Annotated in this window: 18 protein-coding genes; 8 read left to right on the top strand and 10 right to left on the bottom strand. The window is 41.8% G+C overall.

The features are described from left to right. The 4 genes from IPM71_09270 (at position 1) to IPM71_09285 (ending at position 3075) form a co-directional block, all read left to right on the top strand. Positions 1 to 843, top strand: a complete 843-nt coding sequence (locus IPM71_09270) for a serine acetyltransferase (GenBank protein ID QQS49810.1) — start codon at positions 1 to 3, stop codon at positions 841 to 843. 232 nt (positions 844 to 1075) lie between these two features. Continuing rightward, complete coding sequence (locus tag IPM71_09275; protein ID QQS49811.1) at positions 1076 to 1525, top strand: Rrf2 family transcriptional regulator; 450 nt, start codon at positions 1076 to 1078, stop codon at positions 1523 to 1525. 66 nt (positions 1526 to 1591) lie between these two features. After that, entirely contained in the window at positions 1592 to 2503 is a 912-nt protein-coding gene (gene cysK, locus IPM71_09280) for a cysteine synthase A (GenBank protein QQS49812.1), read from the top strand. A 230-nt stretch (positions 2504 to 2733) separates the two neighbouring features. After that, a complete protein-coding gene (locus tag IPM71_09285) occupies positions 2734 to 3075 on the top strand; it encodes a T9SS type A sorting domain-containing protein (GenBank protein QQS49813.1) in 342 nt (113 codons plus the stop codon). A gap of 50 nt (positions 3076 to 3125) precedes the next feature. On the opposite strand, the gene IPM71_09290 is transcribed toward IPM71_09285, so the two are convergent. Genes IPM71_09290 through sufB form a run of 6 tightly spaced genes read right to left on the bottom strand, consistent with a single transcriptional unit; the run spans position 3126 to position 8782 of the window. Next, positions 3126 to 3458 (bottom strand): DUF59 domain-containing protein, encoded by a 333-nt coding sequence (locus IPM71_09290; protein QQS49814.1) that lies wholly within the window; start codon positions 3456 to 3458, stop codon positions 3126 to 3128. Positions 3459 to 3462: 4 nt separating this feature from the next. Continuing rightward, positions 3463 to 3885 carry a SufE family protein gene (locus IPM71_09295; GenBank protein ID QQS52806.1) on the bottom strand — a complete coding sequence of 141 codons (423 nt, stop codon included), beginning with the start codon at positions 3883 to 3885 and terminating at the stop codon, positions 3463 to 3465. A gap of 29 nt (positions 3886 to 3914) precedes the next feature. Further along, the gene (locus IPM71_09300) at positions 3915 to 5135 is read right to left on the bottom strand and encodes a cysteine desulfurase (protein QQS49815.1); all 1221 of its coding nucleotides are present in this window, start codon (positions 5133 to 5135) and stop codon (positions 3915 to 3917) included. A 41-nt stretch (positions 5136 to 5176) separates the two neighbouring features. After that, entirely contained in the window at positions 5177 to 6535 is a 1359-nt protein-coding gene (gene sufD / locus IPM71_09305; protein QQS49816.1) for a Fe-S cluster assembly protein SufD, read from the bottom strand. Positions 6536 to 6555: 20 nt separating this feature from the next. Further along, the gene (gene sufC / locus IPM71_09310) at positions 6556 to 7299 is read right to left on the bottom strand and encodes a Fe-S cluster assembly ATPase SufC (GenBank protein ID QQS49817.1); all 744 of its coding nucleotides are present in this window, start codon (positions 7297 to 7299) and stop codon (positions 6556 to 6558) included. Between the two features lie 34 nt (positions 7300 to 7333). Further along, positions 7334 to 8782 carry a Fe-S cluster assembly protein SufB gene (gene sufB / locus IPM71_09315; protein QQS49818.1) on the bottom strand — a complete coding sequence of 483 codons (1449 nt, stop codon included), beginning with the start codon at positions 8780 to 8782 and terminating at the stop codon, positions 7334 to 7336. 349 nt (positions 8783 to 9131) lie between these two features. Between sufB and thiL the strand changes: the two genes are divergently transcribed. Then, positions 9132 to 10163, top strand: coding sequence for a thiamine-phosphate kinase (thiL, locus tag IPM71_09320; GenBank protein QQS49819.1), 1032 nt, complete (start codon positions 9132 to 9134; stop codon positions 10161 to 10163). Between the two features lie 34 nt (positions 10164 to 10197). On the opposite strand, the gene lpxA is transcribed toward thiL, so the two are convergent. The 4 genes from lpxA to IPM71_09340 all read right to left on the bottom strand — a co-directional run bounded on the left by lpxA (position 10198) and on the right by IPM71_09340 (position 14783). Next, complete coding sequence (gene lpxA / locus IPM71_09325) at positions 10198 to 10974, bottom strand: acyl-ACP--UDP-N-acetylglucosamine O-acyltransferase (protein QQS49820.1); 777 nt, start codon at positions 10972 to 10974, stop codon at positions 10198 to 10200. Positions 10975 to 11000: 26 nt separating this feature from the next. Then, positions 11001 to 12395 (bottom strand): bifunctional UDP-3-O-[3-hydroxymyristoyl] N-acetylglucosamine deacetylase/3-hydroxyacyl-ACP dehydratase, encoded by a 1395-nt coding sequence (locus tag IPM71_09330; GenBank protein ID QQS49821.1) that lies wholly within the window; start codon positions 12393 to 12395, stop codon positions 11001 to 11003. Between the two features lie 74 nt (positions 12396 to 12469). After that, positions 12470 to 13513: a UDP-3-O-(3-hydroxymyristoyl)glucosamine N-acyltransferase gene (gene lpxD, locus IPM71_09335; protein QQS49822.1), complete on the bottom strand. Its 1044-nt coding sequence runs from the start codon at positions 13511 to 13513 to the stop codon at positions 12470 to 12472. 37 nt (positions 13514 to 13550) lie between these two features. Further along, positions 13551 to 14783, bottom strand: a complete 1233-nt coding sequence (locus IPM71_09340; GenBank protein ID QQS52807.1) for an HD domain-containing protein — start codon at positions 14781 to 14783, stop codon at positions 13551 to 13553. Between the two features lie 202 nt (positions 14784 to 14985). Here IPM71_09340 and rimP point away from each other — a divergent pair, with 202 nt between their 5' ends. The 3 genes from rimP (at position 14986) to infB (ending at position 19715) form a co-directional block, all read left to right on the top strand. After that, positions 14986 to 15450: a ribosome assembly cofactor RimP gene (gene rimP, locus IPM71_09345; protein ID QQS49823.1), complete on the top strand. Its 465-nt coding sequence runs from the start codon at positions 14986 to 14988 to the stop codon at positions 15448 to 15450. Between the two features lie 20 nt (positions 15451 to 15470). Continuing rightward, complete coding sequence (gene nusA / locus IPM71_09350) at positions 15471 to 16709, top strand: transcription termination/antitermination protein NusA (GenBank protein QQS49824.1); 1239 nt, start codon at positions 15471 to 15473, stop codon at positions 16707 to 16709. Positions 16710 to 16781: 72 nt separating this feature from the next. Then, a complete protein-coding gene (infB, locus tag IPM71_09355; protein ID QQS49825.1) occupies positions 16782 to 19715 on the top strand; it encodes a translation initiation factor IF-2 in 2934 nt (977 codons plus the stop codon). Positions 19716 to 19741 lie beyond the last annotated feature (26 nt).

A 19741-nucleotide genomic window follows, 5' to 3' on the forward strand; every position in this document is an offset into this window, starting at 1 on the left:
ATGAAAATCGATAACAAATTTGCTGAATTTTTGTACGAACAGCATGGCATTTTTAAAACCTCAGTGCCTTCCATGCTCAAAGCGCATGCGTTTACAGATAACTTAATTAATTTTTTATTTCCTTTTAAGGTCGATAGAAAATGTTCACTTCCGCAAATTGAATTGACCCTTGCTCAATTGCAAATTGATTTTCGCGATTTGGTGGGCCCAATGGAGGAGATACTTGAGAAACCCATTTCACAGATTTCCGATGATTTTTTTTCTGCCATGCCCGAAGTGTATAAAAGCCTGATGGAGGATGCCTATAATTTTCTGGATTTCGATCCTGCAGCCCGCTCTATTGAGAGTGTTGTGCTTTATTACCCGGGTTTTTATGCCATCTCTGTCTACCGTATGGCACACTTGCTCTATCAGTTTAAAGTACCCTTTTTACCTCGCATGATGGCTGAGTTCGCGCATAGCAAAACGGGGGTGGACATTCATCCTGGAGCGAGTATTGGAAAGGACTTTTTTATCGATCATGGAACGGGAATCGTAATTGGTGAAACTACCTCCATTGGCAATCGGGTTAAGATTTATCAGGGTGTAACACTGGGTGCAATCTGTGTCGAGAAATCGATGAAGGGCCGCAAGCGGCATCCTACAATCGAAGACGATGTAATCATTTATTCCGGAAGCACCATTCTGGGTGGCGATACCGTAGTTGGCAAAGGTACAGTGGTAGGTGGTAACGTTTGGCTCACAAAAAGTGTTCCTGCTTATAGTGTTGTCTATCATGAGAGTAAAACAGTGGTGCGCGACAGCAAGAATAAGGATATTGAACCTATCAACTTTGTAATTTAAATATTCTCTTCATTTAATTTCTTTTCCAGGATGCACTTCGATCGGCAGTCTGCGCCTTTCGGGATAAAAGTAAATCTATCGTGCGCTCTCTTTTGCTATCCTTCATTTTGGTAATAGCTATTTCTTTTAATATGACCGAATGTAAACCCGGTCGAAATAATTATTGAACCATTTTTGGTTTTTTTGGTTTAATTATCTACTTTTACCCTACAAATGAAATAGGAAAGATAGAATGAAGCTAAACACAAAAACTCGTTACGGTATTCGGGCAATGATTGAATTGGCCATGGATTGGGGTGGAAAGGGCTTGTACCAGAAAGAAATCTCTGAGCGTCAGCGCATTTCTTATAAATACCTCGATCACATTGTATCGGCCTTAAAAACGAAAGGTTTAATAAGCAATGTCGAAGGTCGTAAAAGCGGCTATCGCCTGGCTCGAAATCCTGAAGAGATAAGTGTTTATGACATATATAAAGCTTTCGAACCTGACATGCAAATTGTCGATTGCATTGGTGAGGATGGAGAATGTGTTAATGCGCATAATTGTGCCGCAAAAGATCTATGGTGCGGTTTAAACAAAGCAATTATCGAACATCTAAGTTCAGTAAATCTGAAAGAGTTGAGCGACAAGCAAAAAGCCATGAAACAGCGCGATGAGAAACTGGAATTATATGAAATTTAGTCTTATTTGGATTCTTTTTTGATTTAGTGCGCGAGCAATTTTTAGCATTTTATTAAAACCTACAATATGAAAGCAAATAGCATTTTAGAGACAATTGGAAAAACCCCCCACCTAAAGATAAACAGACTGTTTGGGGGAAATACTGAAGTTTGGGTTAAGTTGGAGAGAGTAAACCCGGGTGGCAGTATCAAAGACCGCATAGCACTTGCAATGGTTGAGGATGCTGAAAAAAAAGGGATATTAAAAACCGGTTCGGTAATTATAGAGCCTACCTCGGGTAATACCGGTATTGGGCTTTCGATTGTTGCTGCGGTTAAAGGATACAGACTTATTTTGGTAATGCCCGAATCCATGTCAGTGGAGCGGCGGCGCATTATGGCAGCCCATGGAGCTGAATTAGAATTAACGCCCCGTGAAAAAGGTATGAAGGGAGCTATTGAAAAAGCAAAGGAACTGGCTGAAACAATCAAGAATTCCTGGATTCCTTCTCAGTTCGACAATCCTTCGAACGTGCAAGTACATAAGGATACAACTGCTCAGGAAATACTAGCCGATTTTCCTCAGGGGATCGATTACTTAATAACCGGTGTAGGAACGGGTGGACATATTTCAGGTGTAGCCGCTGTGTTAAAAGAGAAATTCCCGAATCTAAAAGTGTTTGCGGTGGAGCCTGAATTGTCTCCGGTAATCAGCGGTGGTCAACCCGGACCACATCCTATTCAGGGTATTGGTGCTGGTTTTATACCTGCGAACCTACACACTAACCTACTCGACGGCGTGATTCAGGTATCGAAGGACGATGCGATTAAATTTGCACAGAGAGCTGCCAAAGAAGAAGGACTGTTTGTTGGAATCTCCTCGGGTGCTACCTTGGCTGCTATAGCTAAGAAATTACCAGAGATCAAAACAGGTGCTGTTATTCTTGGCTTTAATTACGATACAGGCGAACGCTACCTTTCTATCGAAGGTTTATACTAATAGTAAAATCCTTAAAGAGTTATAAAAGGTAAGTCATTGATGGCTTACCTTTTTCTTTGGAAATAGCCATTTCACAAATAAACTCTCAAACAATTATTCGAAGTATTTGAAAAAAAGCCATAATTTTTATAACTAGTTTCACCGATAAGCCGTAATATTGCATGAGAGAATGGAATTTAAACTTGCCAGTGCAAAATATAAGCCGGCACGATAATTGTTAAGTGTAAACTATGTCCAAATTTTCTAAAATATCATTCATTTTCTTACTATTGCTTAGCATAAGTGCCATTTCGTTGGCTGCCGGCAATATTTACCTGGCATTAAACGACAACGGTACCGAAGTGAATGTTTATCCTAATCCTGTGTTGGGCAGCGAGTTTACAGTTCAATCGAACCAGGGTATTGATGAAATAAAAATTGTGAATGTATTAGGCCAGCAGGTTTTTGCTTCGGCCTACCTGAATCAGAAAACTGTGGAGGTTGATTTGGATATTTCCGAAAAAGGCCTCTTTATTGTGCAGGTAAAACTTAGTAACGGAAGTGTAATTACAAAAAGAGTTCTTCTAAAATAGGAACTAATTAGTTAGGGCAAAAAAGCGTCGGTGGTCACCGGCGCTTTTTTTTATAGCATTCCCAGCTCGAGTTTAGCCTCCTCAGTCATCATCGACTGATCCCAAGGCGGATCAAAAACAAGTTTAACTTCACTAGCAGTAATTCCCTCCACCGCTGCGGTTTTTTGCTGGACTTCCATTAAGATACTGTCAGCTACCGGGCAATTTGGAGCGGTTAAAGTCATGCGAATTTCCACTTTGCGTTCTTCGTCTATTTCGATATCGTAAATTAACCCCAGATCGTAAATATTTACCGGAATCTCCGGATCGTAGATGCTGCGGAGCACCATTACGAGGTTTGCTTCGAGCTGAAGTATTTGGTTGATAGAACTATTGCTTTCCATTTGATTAGTTATTGCTGTATTTAGCATTGTATGCAATGGCATAAAGCTTCATCTGTTTTACCATCGAAAGCAAGCCGTTTGCTCGGGTAGGCGAAAGGTTTTCGCGCAATCCGATGGCATCGATAAATTCAAGCTTCGCATCCATAATAGCCTTCGGTGTCTGACCCGACAAAACCCTGATTAAAAGTGTGATTATTCCTTTTGTAATGATGGCATCGCTATCGGCAGTATAAAACACTTTCCCATCGATGTAATCGGCATTGAGCCATACTTTCGATTGGCATCCCTGAATGATGTATTCGTTGGTTTTGTATTTCGAATCGATCAAAGGCAGATCTCTGCTGATTTCAATTAGGTAGTTATACCGATCCATCCAATCGTCAAACACTTCAAACTCGTTAATAATTTCTGTTTCAATATTGGTAATGGTAGTCACAGGGCTTAATTAGTTAGTGATTATTCTTTGAACATTAATTTAACCTGTTCAATTCCCTTGCAAAGATAATCAATCTCTTCTTTGGTGTTGTAAAATGCCAATGAGGCCCGAATCATTCCATCTACCTGGTAGTGTTGCATAATAGGCTGCGCACAATGTGTTCCGGTTCTCACTGCAATTCCCATTTTGTCAAAGATCATTCCCGCATCCAACGGGTGAACGCCTTCTATCAAAAAGGAGATAATAGAAGATTTGTCTTTGGCTGAACCAAATATCTTAATTCCTCCTAACTGGTTGAAGCGCTGGGTGGCATATTTTAAAAGTTCATGCTCGTGAGCCGCAATTGCATCCAAGCCTGTCTTTTGAATGTATTTTATGGCTTCGGCCAGACCAACAGCTCCAATGTAATTGGTCGTGCCGGCTTCGAATTTGAGTGGGATCTGGTTAAAGCTTGTGGTTTCGAAGCTTACTTTATCCACCATATCGCCTCCACCCTGGTAGGGGGGCATCTTTTTTAAGTATTCTTCTTTTCCATAAAATACCCCAATGCCTGTGGGTCCATAAACTTTGTGTCCCGAAAACACCAGGAAATCGCAATCCAGGCTTTGTACATCGATGGGAATATGTTGCACCGATTGGGCTGCATCGATGCATACCGGCACCCCTCGTTTGTGAGCCAGTTCGATAATGTCTTTTATTGGATTGATGGTGCCCAATACATTGGAAACATGCGTGAGAGATAGCAGCTTGGTTTTATCAGTAATGAGAGAATCGATGGTTTCGGTTTGAAGAGTTCCGTCGTTGTTAAAGGGAATTACTTTGAGCAGGGCGTTTTTTCGTGCACACAACATTTGCCAGGGAACAATATTGGCATGATGTTCCATTTCTGTTACAAGTATTTCGTCGTGCTCTTGTATGAATTTTTCTCCGAAAGAAAAGGCCAGTAAATTAATTGAACCGGTTGTGCCGCTGGTAAATATTATTTCATCGCTGCTTCGTGCATGTAAGAAATCACGCACTGTTTCGCGTGCTTTTTCATAATCGTCGGTAGCCTGGCTGCTTAGAACGTGCACACCACGATGTATGCTGCTGTTTTTAAGAGTATAATAATCCTGAACAGCCCGGGCGACCTGCACGGGCTTCTGGGTAGTAGCCCCGTTGTCGAAATAAACGAGCGGTTTACCATGAACTTTTTGTTGCAGTACAGGGAAATCGTCCCTTATTTTTTTTACATCGAACATTAGCATTGTATTATTAAAGCCAGTTGATTCATTTGAATCTTTTAGTTGTAGTTCATTTTGCAGTTTTCGCAGGCACCAAGCTCACCGTTCAGCCTTCTGTCGACCATGTCAATGGAACGCTCCCGCAAAGCATCGAGTTTGATGGCGCTGATTACTTCATTGGCAAAAGCATACATCAGCAAGTGGCGGGCCTCGTTGTAACCAATTCCCCGGGTGCGCAGGTAGAAAAGGGCATTCTCATCCATTTGACCAATGGTAGCACCATGACTGCATTTTACATCGTCGTTGTATATCACAAGCTGAGGTTTGGTGTTCATGCGGGCATTAGGCGAAATGAGTATGTTGTTATTTCGCTGGTAAGCTTCTGTTTTAATGGCACCTTTGTCAACCATAATTCTGCCGTTGAAAGATCCGGTAGCGTTTGCATCCAGAATCCCCTTTACTAGCTGAGTACTGGTGCAATGTGGTTTGGCGTGGTGTATGTCTGTAAATGTCGACATGTGCTGGTTTCCATCGGCCAGAAAAAGCCCGTAGGTGTTGTTGCTTGCATGTTCGCCATCGAGTTTCACATAGATGTTATTCCTTATCATTCCCCCATGAAGCGATAAGGTGTTGCTTGTAACCTGACTTGCGGCTTCCTGATGTATATAAGTATTTGAGATATGAGACGAATGGCTGTTCTGGTTTTGCATGCGGTTAAACTCAATCCGGGCATTTGGTCCGGCATATATTTCGGTGAGCGAGTTGGTGATAAAGCTTTTTCCGCAGAGGGTATGATCGCAAAACAACACAGAAACCTGTGAGTTTTCTTCGGCAATTATAAGGTTTCGCCTGTTAATACGAAGGTTTTTAAAAGAGTACCCCACATTAATAATCTGTATAGGGGTTTCGATGATTTTATTTTTCGGCACATACAGAAAAACACCATCCTGGGCAAACATACCACTTAATGCCGTAAGGCTCTCCGAGGAGGTATTGGCATATTTACCATAGTGCTTATCTATTAATTCAGGGTATTTTTTGGCAGCTTCTGCCAACCCACATAAAATTACCCCTTCCGGAAGATTCACTGCACGGTTGTGTTTGTAGTAAAATCCGTTTAGAACAAGGGCTATGTGCGTGGCAAGTTCAGGGATATCGCAGTGAAATATATCGTCAAGGTTGGCTTCGAAGTTCATCGGAGCAAGCTCGTAGTCGTATTCCTCACCTATCAGGTATTGTTCGAGGTTAGTATATTTATAAGCTTCAGTCTTGCGTGTTGGAATTCCCAATTGCTGAAAATTCTTGAAAGCCTGATTGCGATGATGCAACATCAGCGGGGTATCCTGAATGCTTATCTCCCGGGTATTGTTCTTATAGAGTTCAATCAGCTCATGCTGAAGGCTTTCTAATTTTGTCATGAGTCGGTGTTTTAAAGAGTTTATTGCTCTTTGATCCAGTCATATCCTTTTTCTTCGAGTTCGAGTGCCAACTCTTTGCCGCTCGATTTTACTATTTTCCCTTTGTAGAGAATATGCACAAAATCGGGTACAATGTATTCGAGCAAGCGTTGGTAGTGCGTAATTACAATGGTCGCGTTTTCCTTTGAACGAAGCTTGTTTACTCCACTGGCAACTATTCTCAGGGCATCGATATCAAGTCCTGAATCAGTTTCGTCGAGTATCGCCAGTTTTGGATTGAGCATGGCCATCTGAAATATTTCATTTCGTTTTTTCTCTCCTCCAGAAAAGCCTTCGTTTACCGATCGGTTTGTGAGGTTTGAAGTAATTTCTACCACTTCTTTCTTTTCGCGCATGAGTTTCAGAAAATCAGTGGCAGATAGGGGTTCGAGGTTGTGGTATTTTCTTTGCTCGTTAATGGCTGTTTTCATGAAATTCACCATCGAAACTCCAGGTATTTCAACCGGGTACTGAAAGCCCAGGAAAAGTCCAAAGCGGGCCCGATCTTCAGGGGCCATATCCAACAGGTCTTTTCCCATAAATTCAACGCTACCCTGGGTTACCTCAAAAATTTCACGTCCGGCAAGTACGGCAGCCAGCGTACTTTTTCCCGATCCATTGGGACCCATAATGGCATGCACTTCGCCGGCTTTTACCTCCAAATCAATTCCTTTCAGGATTTCTTTTCCTTCGATGGAGGCATGTAAGTTATTTATCTTAAGCATTGTATAATTGTATTTCTATATTACTAAATTCAGCTTATCCCACACTTCCCTCGAGGCTTATTTGCAAAAGTTTCTGAGCCTCTACTGCAAATTCCATGGGTAATTTGTTAAGTACTTCTTTGGTATAACCATTTATTATGAGCCCGATTGCATTCTCGGTATCTATTCCACGCTGGTTGCAATAGAATATCTGGTCTTCGCCAATTTTCGAGGTGGTAGCTTCATGTTCAATAATGGCAGACTCGTTGTCGATTTCGAGGTATGGAAAGGTATGTGCTCCGCATTGATCGCCAAGGAGCAGTGAATCGCATTGTGTGAAATTACGCACTCCTGAGGCATTCTTCATTACTTTCACCAGACCGCGATAACTATTTTGGCTTAACCCGGCCGATATGCCTTTCGAGATAATGGTGCTTCTGGAATTCTTTCCAATGTGTATCATCTTGGTGCCGGTATCGGCCTGCTGATGGTTGTTGGTAACAGCTACCGAATAAAATTCACCAACAGTATTGTCTCCCTTTAATATGCAACTTGGATATTTCCAGGTAATAGCAGAACCTGTTTCTACCTGGGTCCATGATATTTTTGAGTTATCGCCTTTACAAATTCCGCGCTTGGTTACAAAGTTGTAGATACCTCCCTTGCCGTTTTTGTCGCCAGGATACCAGTTTTGTACCGTGGAGTATTTTACTTCGGCGTTTTCGTGCGCAATGATCTCTACAATGGCTGCATGAAGCTGGTTTTCGTCACGCTGTGGAGCGGTGCAGCCTTCGAGGTAGCTTACATAACTATCGTCGTCGGCTACAATGAGTGTTCTTTCGAACTGGCCCGTGTTGGCGGCATTAATTCTGAAATAGGTAGAAAGCTCCATAGGGCAGCGTACACCTTTTGGTATGTAGCAAAATGATCCGTCGGAGAATACAGCCGAATTAAGTGCAGCAAAATAGTTGTCGGTATAAGGTACTACCGAACCCATGAATTTTTTCACCAGGTCCGGATGTTCTGCAACCGCTTCGCTGAAAGAGCAAAAGATGATACCCATTTCAGCCAGGGTTTCCCGGAAAGTGGTCTTTACCGAGACACTGTCCATAACTGCATCTACAGCCACTCCGGCAAGGTGCTTTTGTTCATCAAGCGGAATACCGAGCCGTTTAAAGGTGTCGAGTAATTCAGGATCTACTTCGTCGAGACTGCTATATTTAGGCCGCTTACGGGGTGCTGCATAATAAATGATATCCTGAAAGTCAATTACAGGTAATTTTAGGTGTGCCCATTCGGGCATTTTCATTCCTAACCAGTAACGGTAAGCTTTAAGTCGAAATTCCAGCATCCACTCCGGTTCGTTTTTTTTGCCGGAGATTAATCGAATAACGTCTTCATTCAGTCCCTTTGGGATGGTTTCTGTTTCGATGTCGGTTACAAATCCATATTTGTAATCGTTCTCAGTTATTTCGGTTATTATCCTGTCGTTTTCCGTGCTCATTGTTCTTCTGCCAATTTATCATTCAGCCTCAATCTATTTCCATGAGGCTATGTGTTCTTTTCTCTTTAATAACAATCTTTTCTTGCTCTTGTTTAGCGGTTAGAGTCCGATTTTACCTTAGAATTGAGATAATTGATTGTTGTATTCTTATTTAGAATTAATCTAAATAACGACAAAGATACTAAATCTTATTGAGAATGAATATCAATAATGCCAGAAGAAACAAATGCATTGTTATTTTAATAACATCACCCAAACTATCTGCCGCAACCACCTAAGCGTTTTCTTTCTACCTTTGCAGGTGTTTAGGCTTCGATGGAGCAATATTTTAATGGATAAACTGAGATAAATGACAGAAAAAGTAAGGGATATTTCTGAATTAGGTGAGTTTGGACTCATTGATTTGCTTACACAAAACATTGTTTTAAAGCATAGTACCAGTTTAAAGGGAATTGGTGATGATGCTGCTGTGCTGGAAAGTAGCAATGAAAATCTGGTTGTAACCACAGATATACTTACTGAAGGCATTCATTTCGATTTGGTTTATACACCCCTCAGGCACCTGGGCTACAAGGCAGTAGTGGTTAATCTTTCTGATGTATATGCCATGAATGCTCAGCCTCAACAGGTATTGGTTTCCATTGCGGTTTCGTCGAAGTTTAAGGTGGATATGATCGAAGAGCTTTACGATGGAATAAAACTGGCCTGCGAACATTACAAGGTTGATTTGGTGGGTGGAGATACCACAAGTTCTTTAACAGGGCTTACCATCAGTGTAACTGCCATTGGCAGGGTTGAACCCAATCGGGTGGTGTATCGAAGTGGTGCCAAACCAAATGATTTAGTTTGTGTTTCGGGCGACCTGGGGGCTGCCTATATGGGTTTACAACTACTCGAGCGCGAGAAGCGCATTTTTACCGAAACTAAGTCGGCACAACCTGATTTAACCGGATTTGAATATGTACTTGAACGCCACCTGAAACCAGAAGCCCGAAAAGACATTATTAATGAAATGCTCCAGCGCAATCTGCAACCAACTTCCATGATTGATATTTCTGATGGTTTGTCTTCGGAGTTGATGCATCTGTGCAAACAATCGGCGGTGGGTTGCATGGTTTACCTTGATAAAATACCAGTTTCTGACGAAGTTCAAACGGCTGCGGAAGAGTTTAACCTCGAACCTACTACAATAGCATTAAATGGGGGCGAAGATTATGAACTTTTGTTTACAATCTCCTTAAGTGATTACGAAAAGGTGCAGAATTGGAACAAGGTATCGGTTATTGGCCATATTGTATCGCAAGAACAGGGCAAATACCTTGTTGCTTCAGACGGAAGTCTGTTAGAACTAAAAGCCATGGGGTGGAATGGCTTGCAATAGGACTTGTTAAATACCCTATATAAAAAAAGGCTGCTTAATCAAGCAGCCCTTTTATGATTCCACGTGGTGAGTTCTTAATAAAAGTAACAATCTCGGTTTTATAAGTCGAATCAGCAAAGTTTTCCTCGATATGTTTAATGGCATCTGAGGTATTCATTCCTTTCTGATAAATAGTGCGGTAAAACTCTTGAATTTCGTTTATTTGATCGTTAGTAAAGCCTTTGCGGCGCAGTCCAACCGAATTAAGTCCGGCATAGCTGAGCGGATCGCGACCTGCCAGCACATAAGGAGGCACATCTTTTCCCACCTTGCTTACCCCTTGAACAAAAGCGTGTTTACCAATTCTTACAAATTGGTGAACACCAGACATGGCGCTTACAATAGCAAAGTCATCAACTTCTACTTCGCCAGCCAGGTTAACACTGTTGCCAATGATTACATTGTTTTTGAGGATACAATCGTGTGCCACATGGGCATAGGCCATGATAAGGCAATTGTTTCCAACAACAGTTTTATTCTTGGCTGCTGTACCTTTGTTTACAGTTACACATTCGCGAAGGGTTGTGTTATCGCCAATTTCGGCCGTGGTATTTTCTCCCTGATATTTCAAATCCTGTGGAATGGCAGAGACAACGGCTCCCGGAAAAATCTTACAATTTTTACCGATTCTGGCGCCGTCCATAATTACTGCGGTTGGACCAATCCAGGTGCCATCACCTATTACAACATCTTTTGCTACGTAGGCAAATGCTTCGATGATGACATTTTCGCCAATTTTGGCTTCGGGATGTACGCTTGATAATTTATTCATATTATAACACTTTGCTTTTCAATCGCTTATTCAGGTTTTTTAGCTAGCTGGGCAACAAAATTCCCTTCAACAGCCAGGGTGTCACCCACAAAGATTTCTCCATAAGTAAAAGCAACTCCTCTTTTCACAGGGCCAAGTAATTTCATCCGGATGTTTAAAGTATCGCCTGGAACAATTTTATGTTTGAATTTGATGTTTTCGATTTTAAGAAAATACAAAAGGTATTTTTCCGGATCGGGTACGCCGCTTAGCAATAAAATTCCCCCACATTGAGCCATCGACTCAATCTGCAATACACCTGGCATGATCGGTTCGTCGGGATAATGACCTACAAAAAAAGGTTCATTCATGGTCACATTTTTAATACCACAAATGGTATCCTTGTCCATATAGGTGATTTTATCCACTAACAGGAAAGGCGGACGATGCGGAAGAATTTTTTTTATAGCGATAATATCCAATACCGGTTTGGCATTTTTATCAAAAGCCGGGGGCAGGGGTTTATGGAGTTCTTGTTTGATTAATTTCAGAACAATTTTGGCCATTTCCGTATTGCCGTGGTGACCTGGCTTACGCGCAATGACTTTGCCTTTTATTCGAGTACCAATAAGCGAAAGGTCACCTACAACATCAAGCAATTTATGCCTTGCGGGTTCGTTTTGAAAAACCAATTCGGTATTGTTCAGGTAGCCTTCTGGCCTAACGCTGATATGTGGTTTGTTAAATAAATCGGCCAAACGGTCAAGTTCTTCCTGGCCTATAGCCTTGTCCATAATTACCAGGGCATTGTCGAGGTCGCCACCTTTAATCAGGTTATTGGCTGCAAGGAATTCTATTTCGTGCAGAAACACGAATGTTTTACAAGCTGATATCTGATCTTTAAAATCAGAGAGCTTGCGCAGAGAGGCATATTGTGGGCCTAGAACTTTTGAGTTGTAATCGATGTGCACATCTATGCTAAAATGATCGTCGGGATAGATGGCAATGTCAACGCCTTTGCCGTCGGTATAGGTAATTTTTTCTTTAATCTCGTAGTAAGTGCGTTCTGCTTTTTGTTCCTTCAGCCCTACAGCTTCTATTAATTCAACATAGGGTTTGGAGCTGCCGTTAAGAATTGGTATTTCGGGACCTGAGACTTCTATGAGGGCATTGTCGATATCCATTCCAAAGAGGGCTGCCAGAAGATGTTCGATGGTCATTACCTGTGCTCCGTTTTCCTGCAAGGTTGTTCCCCGGGCGGTACTAACCACATTGGATGCCAGAGCATTAATGACCGGTCTGTTTTCGAGGTCGGTGCGCACAAACTGGTATCCAAAATCCGGTTCGGCCGGTATAATAGTAACAAGCACATCTACTCCGCTGTGAAGACCTTTACCTGTAATACTTACTGAATTGGCAATGGTTTTTTGCTTTTCGGACATACAATTCTTTTGATTGTTCCTTTTAATTTTTGCGTGCGCAAGTTATAAAAAACTCTCTAATTAACGCAAGGGCCCTATTGATTGTTCTCTTTAAGTTTTTTAAGTTCCTGTTCGAGTTGGTTTACACGTTTCACTAAATCGCCAAGGTTTTTAAACGCAGCAAAGGAACGTGTGGCTTCCCGGAAATCAAATGCAGGTGTTCCGATTATAGTGGCACCTTCAGTTTTTATATGGTTGGCTATACCAGCCTGGGCACCTACTTTTACACCTTTGGCGATGGTAATATGGCCTGCAGCACCAACCTGACCTCCAAACATGCAATGCGGGCCTACTTTCGTTGAGCCAGAGATACCAGTTTGAGAGGCCATTACAGTGTGTTCTCCAACTTCTACATTGTGGGCTATCTGTATCAGGTTGTCGAGTTTTACACCCTGCTTGAGAATGGTAATACCCATGGTGGCACGGTCGATGGTTGTATTGGCACCAACCTCCACATCATCTTCCAATACAACTATACCTAGCTGAGGTATTTTTTTGTATTCGCCCTCTTCAGTAGGAGCAAAACCAAAACCGTCGGATCCGATTACTGCACCTGCATGAACGATGCAATTTTTACCTATCTGGCATCCAAGGTAAATTTTCACACCCGGATAAAGGATGGTATTATCGCCAATTTTAACGTTATCACCTATGTATACCTGGGGGTAAATCTTTACATTATTGCCAATCACTGAGTTCTCGCCTATGTAAGCAAAATTTCCGATGTAACATTTATCGCCAATACTGGCTGTTTTACTGATGGATGCCTGAGGTTCAATACCGATTTTTTGTGGAAGAGATTGCTGATAAAGGTCCAGTAACATGGCGAAAGCTTTATAGGCATCATCTACGCGGACCAGGGTGGTTTTTACTGTTTGCTCTGCTTTAAAATCCTTACTTACCAAAACAATCGACGCTTCGGTAGTATAAACGTATTTGGCATATTTTGGATTGGCCAGAAAGGAAAGGGTCCCCGGCTGACCATTTTCGATTGGGCTTACATTGCTTACCTTTATTTCCGGATTTCCTTCTACAGTACCTTTAAGGAAATCGGCTATTGCTTTGGCATTAAATTCCATACGTTGTTTTTTTGGCGTTAAAAGTAGGTATTTTCTCTTAAATGCTGCATTCTTTTGGGTAGCATATATAATACTTCGTCACAGTCTCGTTCAGATAAGAGAGGTTAATTATGTCAGATACTTCAGCAATATCCTTCACTTCATTGTTGTGAAAGGAGATTAATATCTTATCGTCGCGGTCGGTATAGGCGCTGTTAGAAATGGTGTCGGATGCCACAAGATACTTTATTTCTTCTTCTTCGATTTGAAAATATTCTCCGGCTTTATGCTTAAGCGTGTTTATTTGGTTGGAATTAAACGGTGTTTTGCTCAATTGTACTTTTGGAAGTTGACGGTTAATAATTCCTGAAGCTAAAATGCGAAGCGTTTTGTCGCTATGCCTGGTCCATTGTTTAGCCGAAACCAATATGTCTGTATCGTCTAGCTCGAGGAAGTTTTCGAGAATTTCTTCAGTGTTTTGAAGGAAAGATTCTTTTGTAATAGCCTGATTTAGAAAGAAAGACAAAGAAGGAGTGCCGAATACATCATTCCCCGAAAGGGCTAGCTGACTGGCCCTTTGTAAGGTTTTTTCGAGTATAAACTCTGAAGCTATTACCGCTTTGTGATAATAAACCTGCCAATACATCAGCCGTCTTGCAATCAGGAATTTCTCGACCGAATAAATTCCTTTGGCCTCGATGGTCAGGTGATCGTTAATTACATCGAGCATTTTTATGATGCGGTCGGTACCAATGTTTCCTTCAGTAACTCCGGTAAAGAAACTATCGCGCTTAAGGTAATCCAGACGATCCATATCGAGCTGGCCAGATACCAGTTGATGAAGGAAAAGCTTGGAGTAACGATTGTTAAAAATGTTAATTCCCACTTCCAGCCGGCCACCAAATTCCTGGTTAAGCTTACGCATCAGAAAGCTTGATAAATCTTCGTGCGAAATGCCATGTACAATGCTATGCTCCAATGCATGTGAAAAGGGGCCATGGCCAATATCGTGCAGCAAAATGGCTACATACACGCCTTCTTCTTCTTCGGTATTGATGTCAATTCCTTTCTGCCGCAGCACTGCAATAGCCTGACTCATTAAATGCACTGCGCCAAGAGCATGCTGAAAACGGGTATGTGTTGCTCCAGGATACACATAATTGGTGAGTCCAAGTTGTTTTATTCGTCTTAATCGCTGAAATACAGGATGCTCGATTAAATCAAAAATCAGCTCAGTGGGAACCCGAATAAAACCATGTACGGGATCGTTGATTATTTTTAGTTTATTAATGCCTTGATTCATCCTGAGGTTTTGTTAAATGACCCACTCAAAACTAATGAGTTTTTTAATACAGAAGTAAAGTTATTTTTGGCTGAGAATGAATTGTTTTGCAAATATTTTGTTCTTATAATATATATTTCATAACTTCGCAGCGAAATTTGAAGAGATTTGGATAGGGGACAAAAGTCCCCTATTTTATTGTCTACAGGTTATGATTAGCAAAGATAAAATACACTCGCTCATTGCTGGAAAACTCTCCGAAGGGGATTATTTCGTTGTTTCGCTTGATGTGACCTCTGCCAATCGGATAAGGCTGGTTGTAGACAGCATGTCGGGAATTACCATCGAAGAGTGTGTTCAGTTTAGCAGGCTGATCGAACATAATCTTGACAGAGAGGTGGAAGATTTTTCGCTCGAGGTAACTTCGCCTGGATTAAGTTCTTCGCTTCTGGTAAAAGAACAATACAAAAGAAACATCGGCCGCGAGCTGGACATACAGCTTAAATCAGGAAGTAAATTAAAAGGTTTGGTATTAAGTACCAACGAGGAAGGTGTAACACTTGAATGCGAAGTGAAAGTAAAAATTGATGGTTCGAACCGCAAACAGACTGTAAAACAGGAACAAACAATAAATTATACCGATATAGTATCGGCATTTGTAATAATTAAATTTTAACAGGAATAACTGTAAAGAATATGGAAAACCTGAATCTGATAGAAACATTTTCGGAGTTTAAAGATCTGAAAAGTATCGATCGTGCCACCATGATAAGTGTGTTGGAAGATGTGTTCCGGGGCATGCTTCAGAAAATATATGGTACCGACGAGAAATTTGACCTCATTATCAACATCGATAAAGGCGACTTTGAAATCTGGCGTAACCGCGAGGTAGTGGAAGATGGGCAAGTAGAGGATCCTAATTTGCAAATTTCTCTTTCCGAAGCCAAAAAAATTGACGAAGATTATGAGGTAGGTGAAGATGTAACCGACGAAGTGAAATTGGTCGATTTTGGACGGCGTGCCATTCTGGCCCTTCGTCAGAATCTGACTGCACGGATATTGGACCTGGAAAAAAGCAATATTTACCAGAAATACCGCGACCGCATTGGTGAAATCATTACCGGTGAGGTATACCAGGTATGGAAAAGGGAATTGCTCGTGCTCGATGAAGAAGGAAACGAACTTATCATGCCGAAATCTGAGCAGATACCCTCTGATTATTTCAGAAAAGGCGATAGCATCAGAGCTGTGGTTGTACGGGTAGAAATGCGTAACAATACACCACTCATTATTTTATCGCGTACTTCACCCGTCTTCCTCGAAAGACTTTTCGAACTCGAAGTACCCGAAATATTCGATGGACTTATCACCATTAAAAAAATTGTGCGTGTGCCAGGAGAACGGGCTAAAGTGGCAGTAGAGTCTTACGATGAACGCATTGATCCGGTTGGAGCATGCGTGGGTATGAAGGGTTCGCGTATTCATGGAATCGTTAGGGAGCTAAAAAACGAAAACATCGATGTAATCAATTTCACCAACAACATACAACTCTTCATTACACGGGCACTAAGTCCGGCTAAAATCACCTCCATCAGCATAGACAAAGAAAACCGCAGAGCCGAAGTGTACCTTCTGCCTAATGAGGTCTCTCTGGCAATTGGAAAAGGCGGATTAAACATTAAACTTGCCGGACAGCTTACCGAATACGAAATAGATGTTTACCGCGAGGCTGCCAAAGTGGATGAAGAAGACGTTGACCTGGATGAGTTTGGCGATGAAATTGAAGGATGGGTTATTGATCAGCTAAAGGCTATTGGTTGCGATACAGCTAAAAGTGTACTGGAACATTCAGCAGAGGATCTGGCGAAACGTACCGACCTGGAAGAAGAGACAATAAAAGAAGTATTGCAAATTTTAAGGGCAGAATTTGAATAATTCCTGCTATTACGCTTAATTTAGCAGTATTGAAGCGTTACTGCTTTTTTTGAAAGAATATAAAGGGTTTTTATGGATAGTACCAAAGCCACAAGGCTAAGTAAAATTGCTCGTGAACTAAATGTAGGGATCACTACTATTGTGGATTTCCTGCATAGTAAAGGGCAAAAGATTGATTCGAATCCGAATAGCAAGATAACCGAAGAACAATACGATCTTTTGTTCAGAGAATTCAGCTTTGATTTGTCGGTTAAGAAAGAGTCAGAAAAAGTTAATCTAAAGCATCTTCGTGACCAAAAAGAAATCGTCTCCTTGAAAGAACGCGATCAGGAAGAAGAAATTTCTGAAAAAGGAACCAATGAATTATTGGTGAAAGGAAGCGGCGTGGGTTCCAGGATTTTCGAAACCGAAACAGAACGGAATCTTGCAAACAAAGTTCAACTGAACATTCTGGGTAAAATTGATATCGAGAAAAAGGATACTCCCAAAAAAGAGACTTCTAAAAAAGTCGAAACCTCTGAGGTTGAACCAGAGAAACCTGCCGAAACCGAGACAGTAACTGAAAGTGAAACAGTTTCTCAAGAACCAATTACAAAAGAACCTGCCGAAGAAGAATCGGGAGTTAAAGTTCTTGGTAAAATTGATCTAAGCACGCTCAATCAAAAAACCAGGCCCGACAAAAAAACGCGCGAAGAAAAAGACAAAGAGCGTGAAGGCCACCGCATATCCAAAGCAACTGAACCAAAGGCTAAAGAGTCGTTTAAAAAAGAACCCGAAAAAGCAGTGGCTCCAGCGAGTGAAGAAAGCATTCCTGCTGACACGAATTTAATTACTCCTGAGGTACCACCAGCTGCAGAAGTGAGTGTTTACAGAGCCAAAGCAGAAAAGCTGAGTGGACCTACTGTAGTTGGAAGAATGGAATTACCTACTGCACCTATAAAAAAACCATCAGAAAACTACAATTCGAACAACAATAAAAAGAAAAGAAAGCGTATAGTCACGGATAAGGTAGATGTAAAAAATACCCCTGGTACCGCCAAGCCACCTGTGCAGCCTGCCAAAGACTTTTCTGCCAACAGAAAAAGAGGGGTTAAAAAACCGGAGATATCGGAAGTTGATATTCAGAAGCAAATTAAAGATACCCTCGCGAGACTTACTACAAAAGGTAAATCGAAAGGATCGAAACACCGTCGCGATAAGCGCGAATTGGTTTCGCAACGTATGCATCAGGAAGAGTTACGCAGCGAACAGGATAAGCATACTCTTAAGGTTACCGAGTTTGTAACCGTAAGCGAATTGGCTACTATGATGGATGTGCCTGCCAACGAAGTAATTTCAACCTGCATGAGTCTTGGTCTTTTTGTTTCCATTAACCAGCGACTCGATGCCGAAACGATGTCGATACTGGCAGACGAACATGGCTTTGCTATTGAATTTGTAAGTGTTGAACTTCAGGAATCGATTGCTGAAGAAGAAGATAAACCCGAGCAGCTTATTGAACGTTCACCTATTGTTACTGTAATGGGGCACGTAGATCATGGTAAAACCAAGCTTCTCGATTATGTCCGTAGTGCCAATGTAGTTGCTGGCGAAGCAGGAGGTATTACGCAGCATATTGGTGCTTATGCAGTAAAGTTAGACGATGGCCGACAAATTACTTTTTTAGATACTCCTGGTCACGAAGCGTTTACTGCTATGAGGGCCCGAGGTGCACAAGTAACCGATTTGGCTATCATTGTTATTGCAGCCGACGATGGAGTGAAACCTCAGACAGTGGAGGCTATTAACCATGCTCAGGCTGCTAGTGTGCCAATGGTGTTTGCCATTAATAAGGTAGATATCCCCACAGCGAATCCCGAAAAAATAAAAGAAGAACTTGCCAAAATGAATATCCTGGTCGAAGACTGGGGCGGTAAGTATCAATCACAGGAAATTTCTGCCAAAAGCGGATTGAATATAAAAGAACTACTCGATAAGGTTCTACTCGAAGCAGAAATGCTAGAACTCAAAGCTAATCCGAATAAAAAGGCCATTGGTACCGTAGTAGATTCTGCACTTGACAAAGGTCGGGGATATGTATCAACCGTGTTGGTTCAGTCTGGCACACTCAAAATTGGCGATGTGCTGCTTGCCGGAACTACACACGGTAAGGTTAAAGCCATGTATAACGAGCGTGGACAGGCTATAAAAGATGCTGGTCCCTCTCAGCCAGTTTTGGTACTCGGTTTGGATGGAGCCCCGCAGGCAGGAGATAAGTTTAATGTACTTGAGAGTGAACGCGAAGCTCGTGAAATTGCCAACAAACGCGAACAGCTTCAGCGTGAGCAAGGTATCCGTACCCAAAAACACATTACGCTCGACGAAATTGGAAGGCGTATTGCAATCGGTAATTTCCAGGAGCTGAATGTAATTGTAAAAGGTGATGTGGACGGATCGGTAGAAGCTCTTTCCGATTCGTTGTTAAAACTTTCTACCGAAGAAATTCAGGTAAATATCAAACATAAAGCTGTAGGCCAGATTTCTGAGGCAGATATTCTTCTTGCAGCTGCCTCAAATGCCATTGTAATCGGATTCCAGGTTCGCCCTTCGGTGAGTGCACGCAAGCTGGCTGAGAAAGAACAAATCGATGTAAGACTTTATTCAATCATTTACGATGCCATTGAAGAGATTCGCTCGGCCATGGAGGGAATGTTGTCGCCCGAAATAAAGGAAAACATTGTTGCCACACTTGAAATTCTCGAAGTGTTTAAAATTACCAAGGTAGGCACCATTGCCGGATGTATTGTTCGCGAAGGAAAAATTAAACGTGCCAACAAGGTACGTGTCATACGCGATGGCATTGTAATTCACACCGGTCAGTTGGGATCGCTGAAACGCTTTAAGGACGATGTAAAAGAAGCTGTTTCCGGTCAGGAATGCGGTTTGAACATCGATCGTTTTAACGACATTGTGGTTGGTGATATGGTGGAGGCTTTTGAACAATTTGAAGTGAAAAAGACACTTTAGTCTTCAATAACGTATATTTAAGGGCT

Source organism: Bacteroidota bacterium, assembly GCA_016699695.1.
Taxonomy (GTDB): Bacteria; Bacteroidota; Bacteroidia; order Bacteroidales; family UBA10428; genus UBA10428.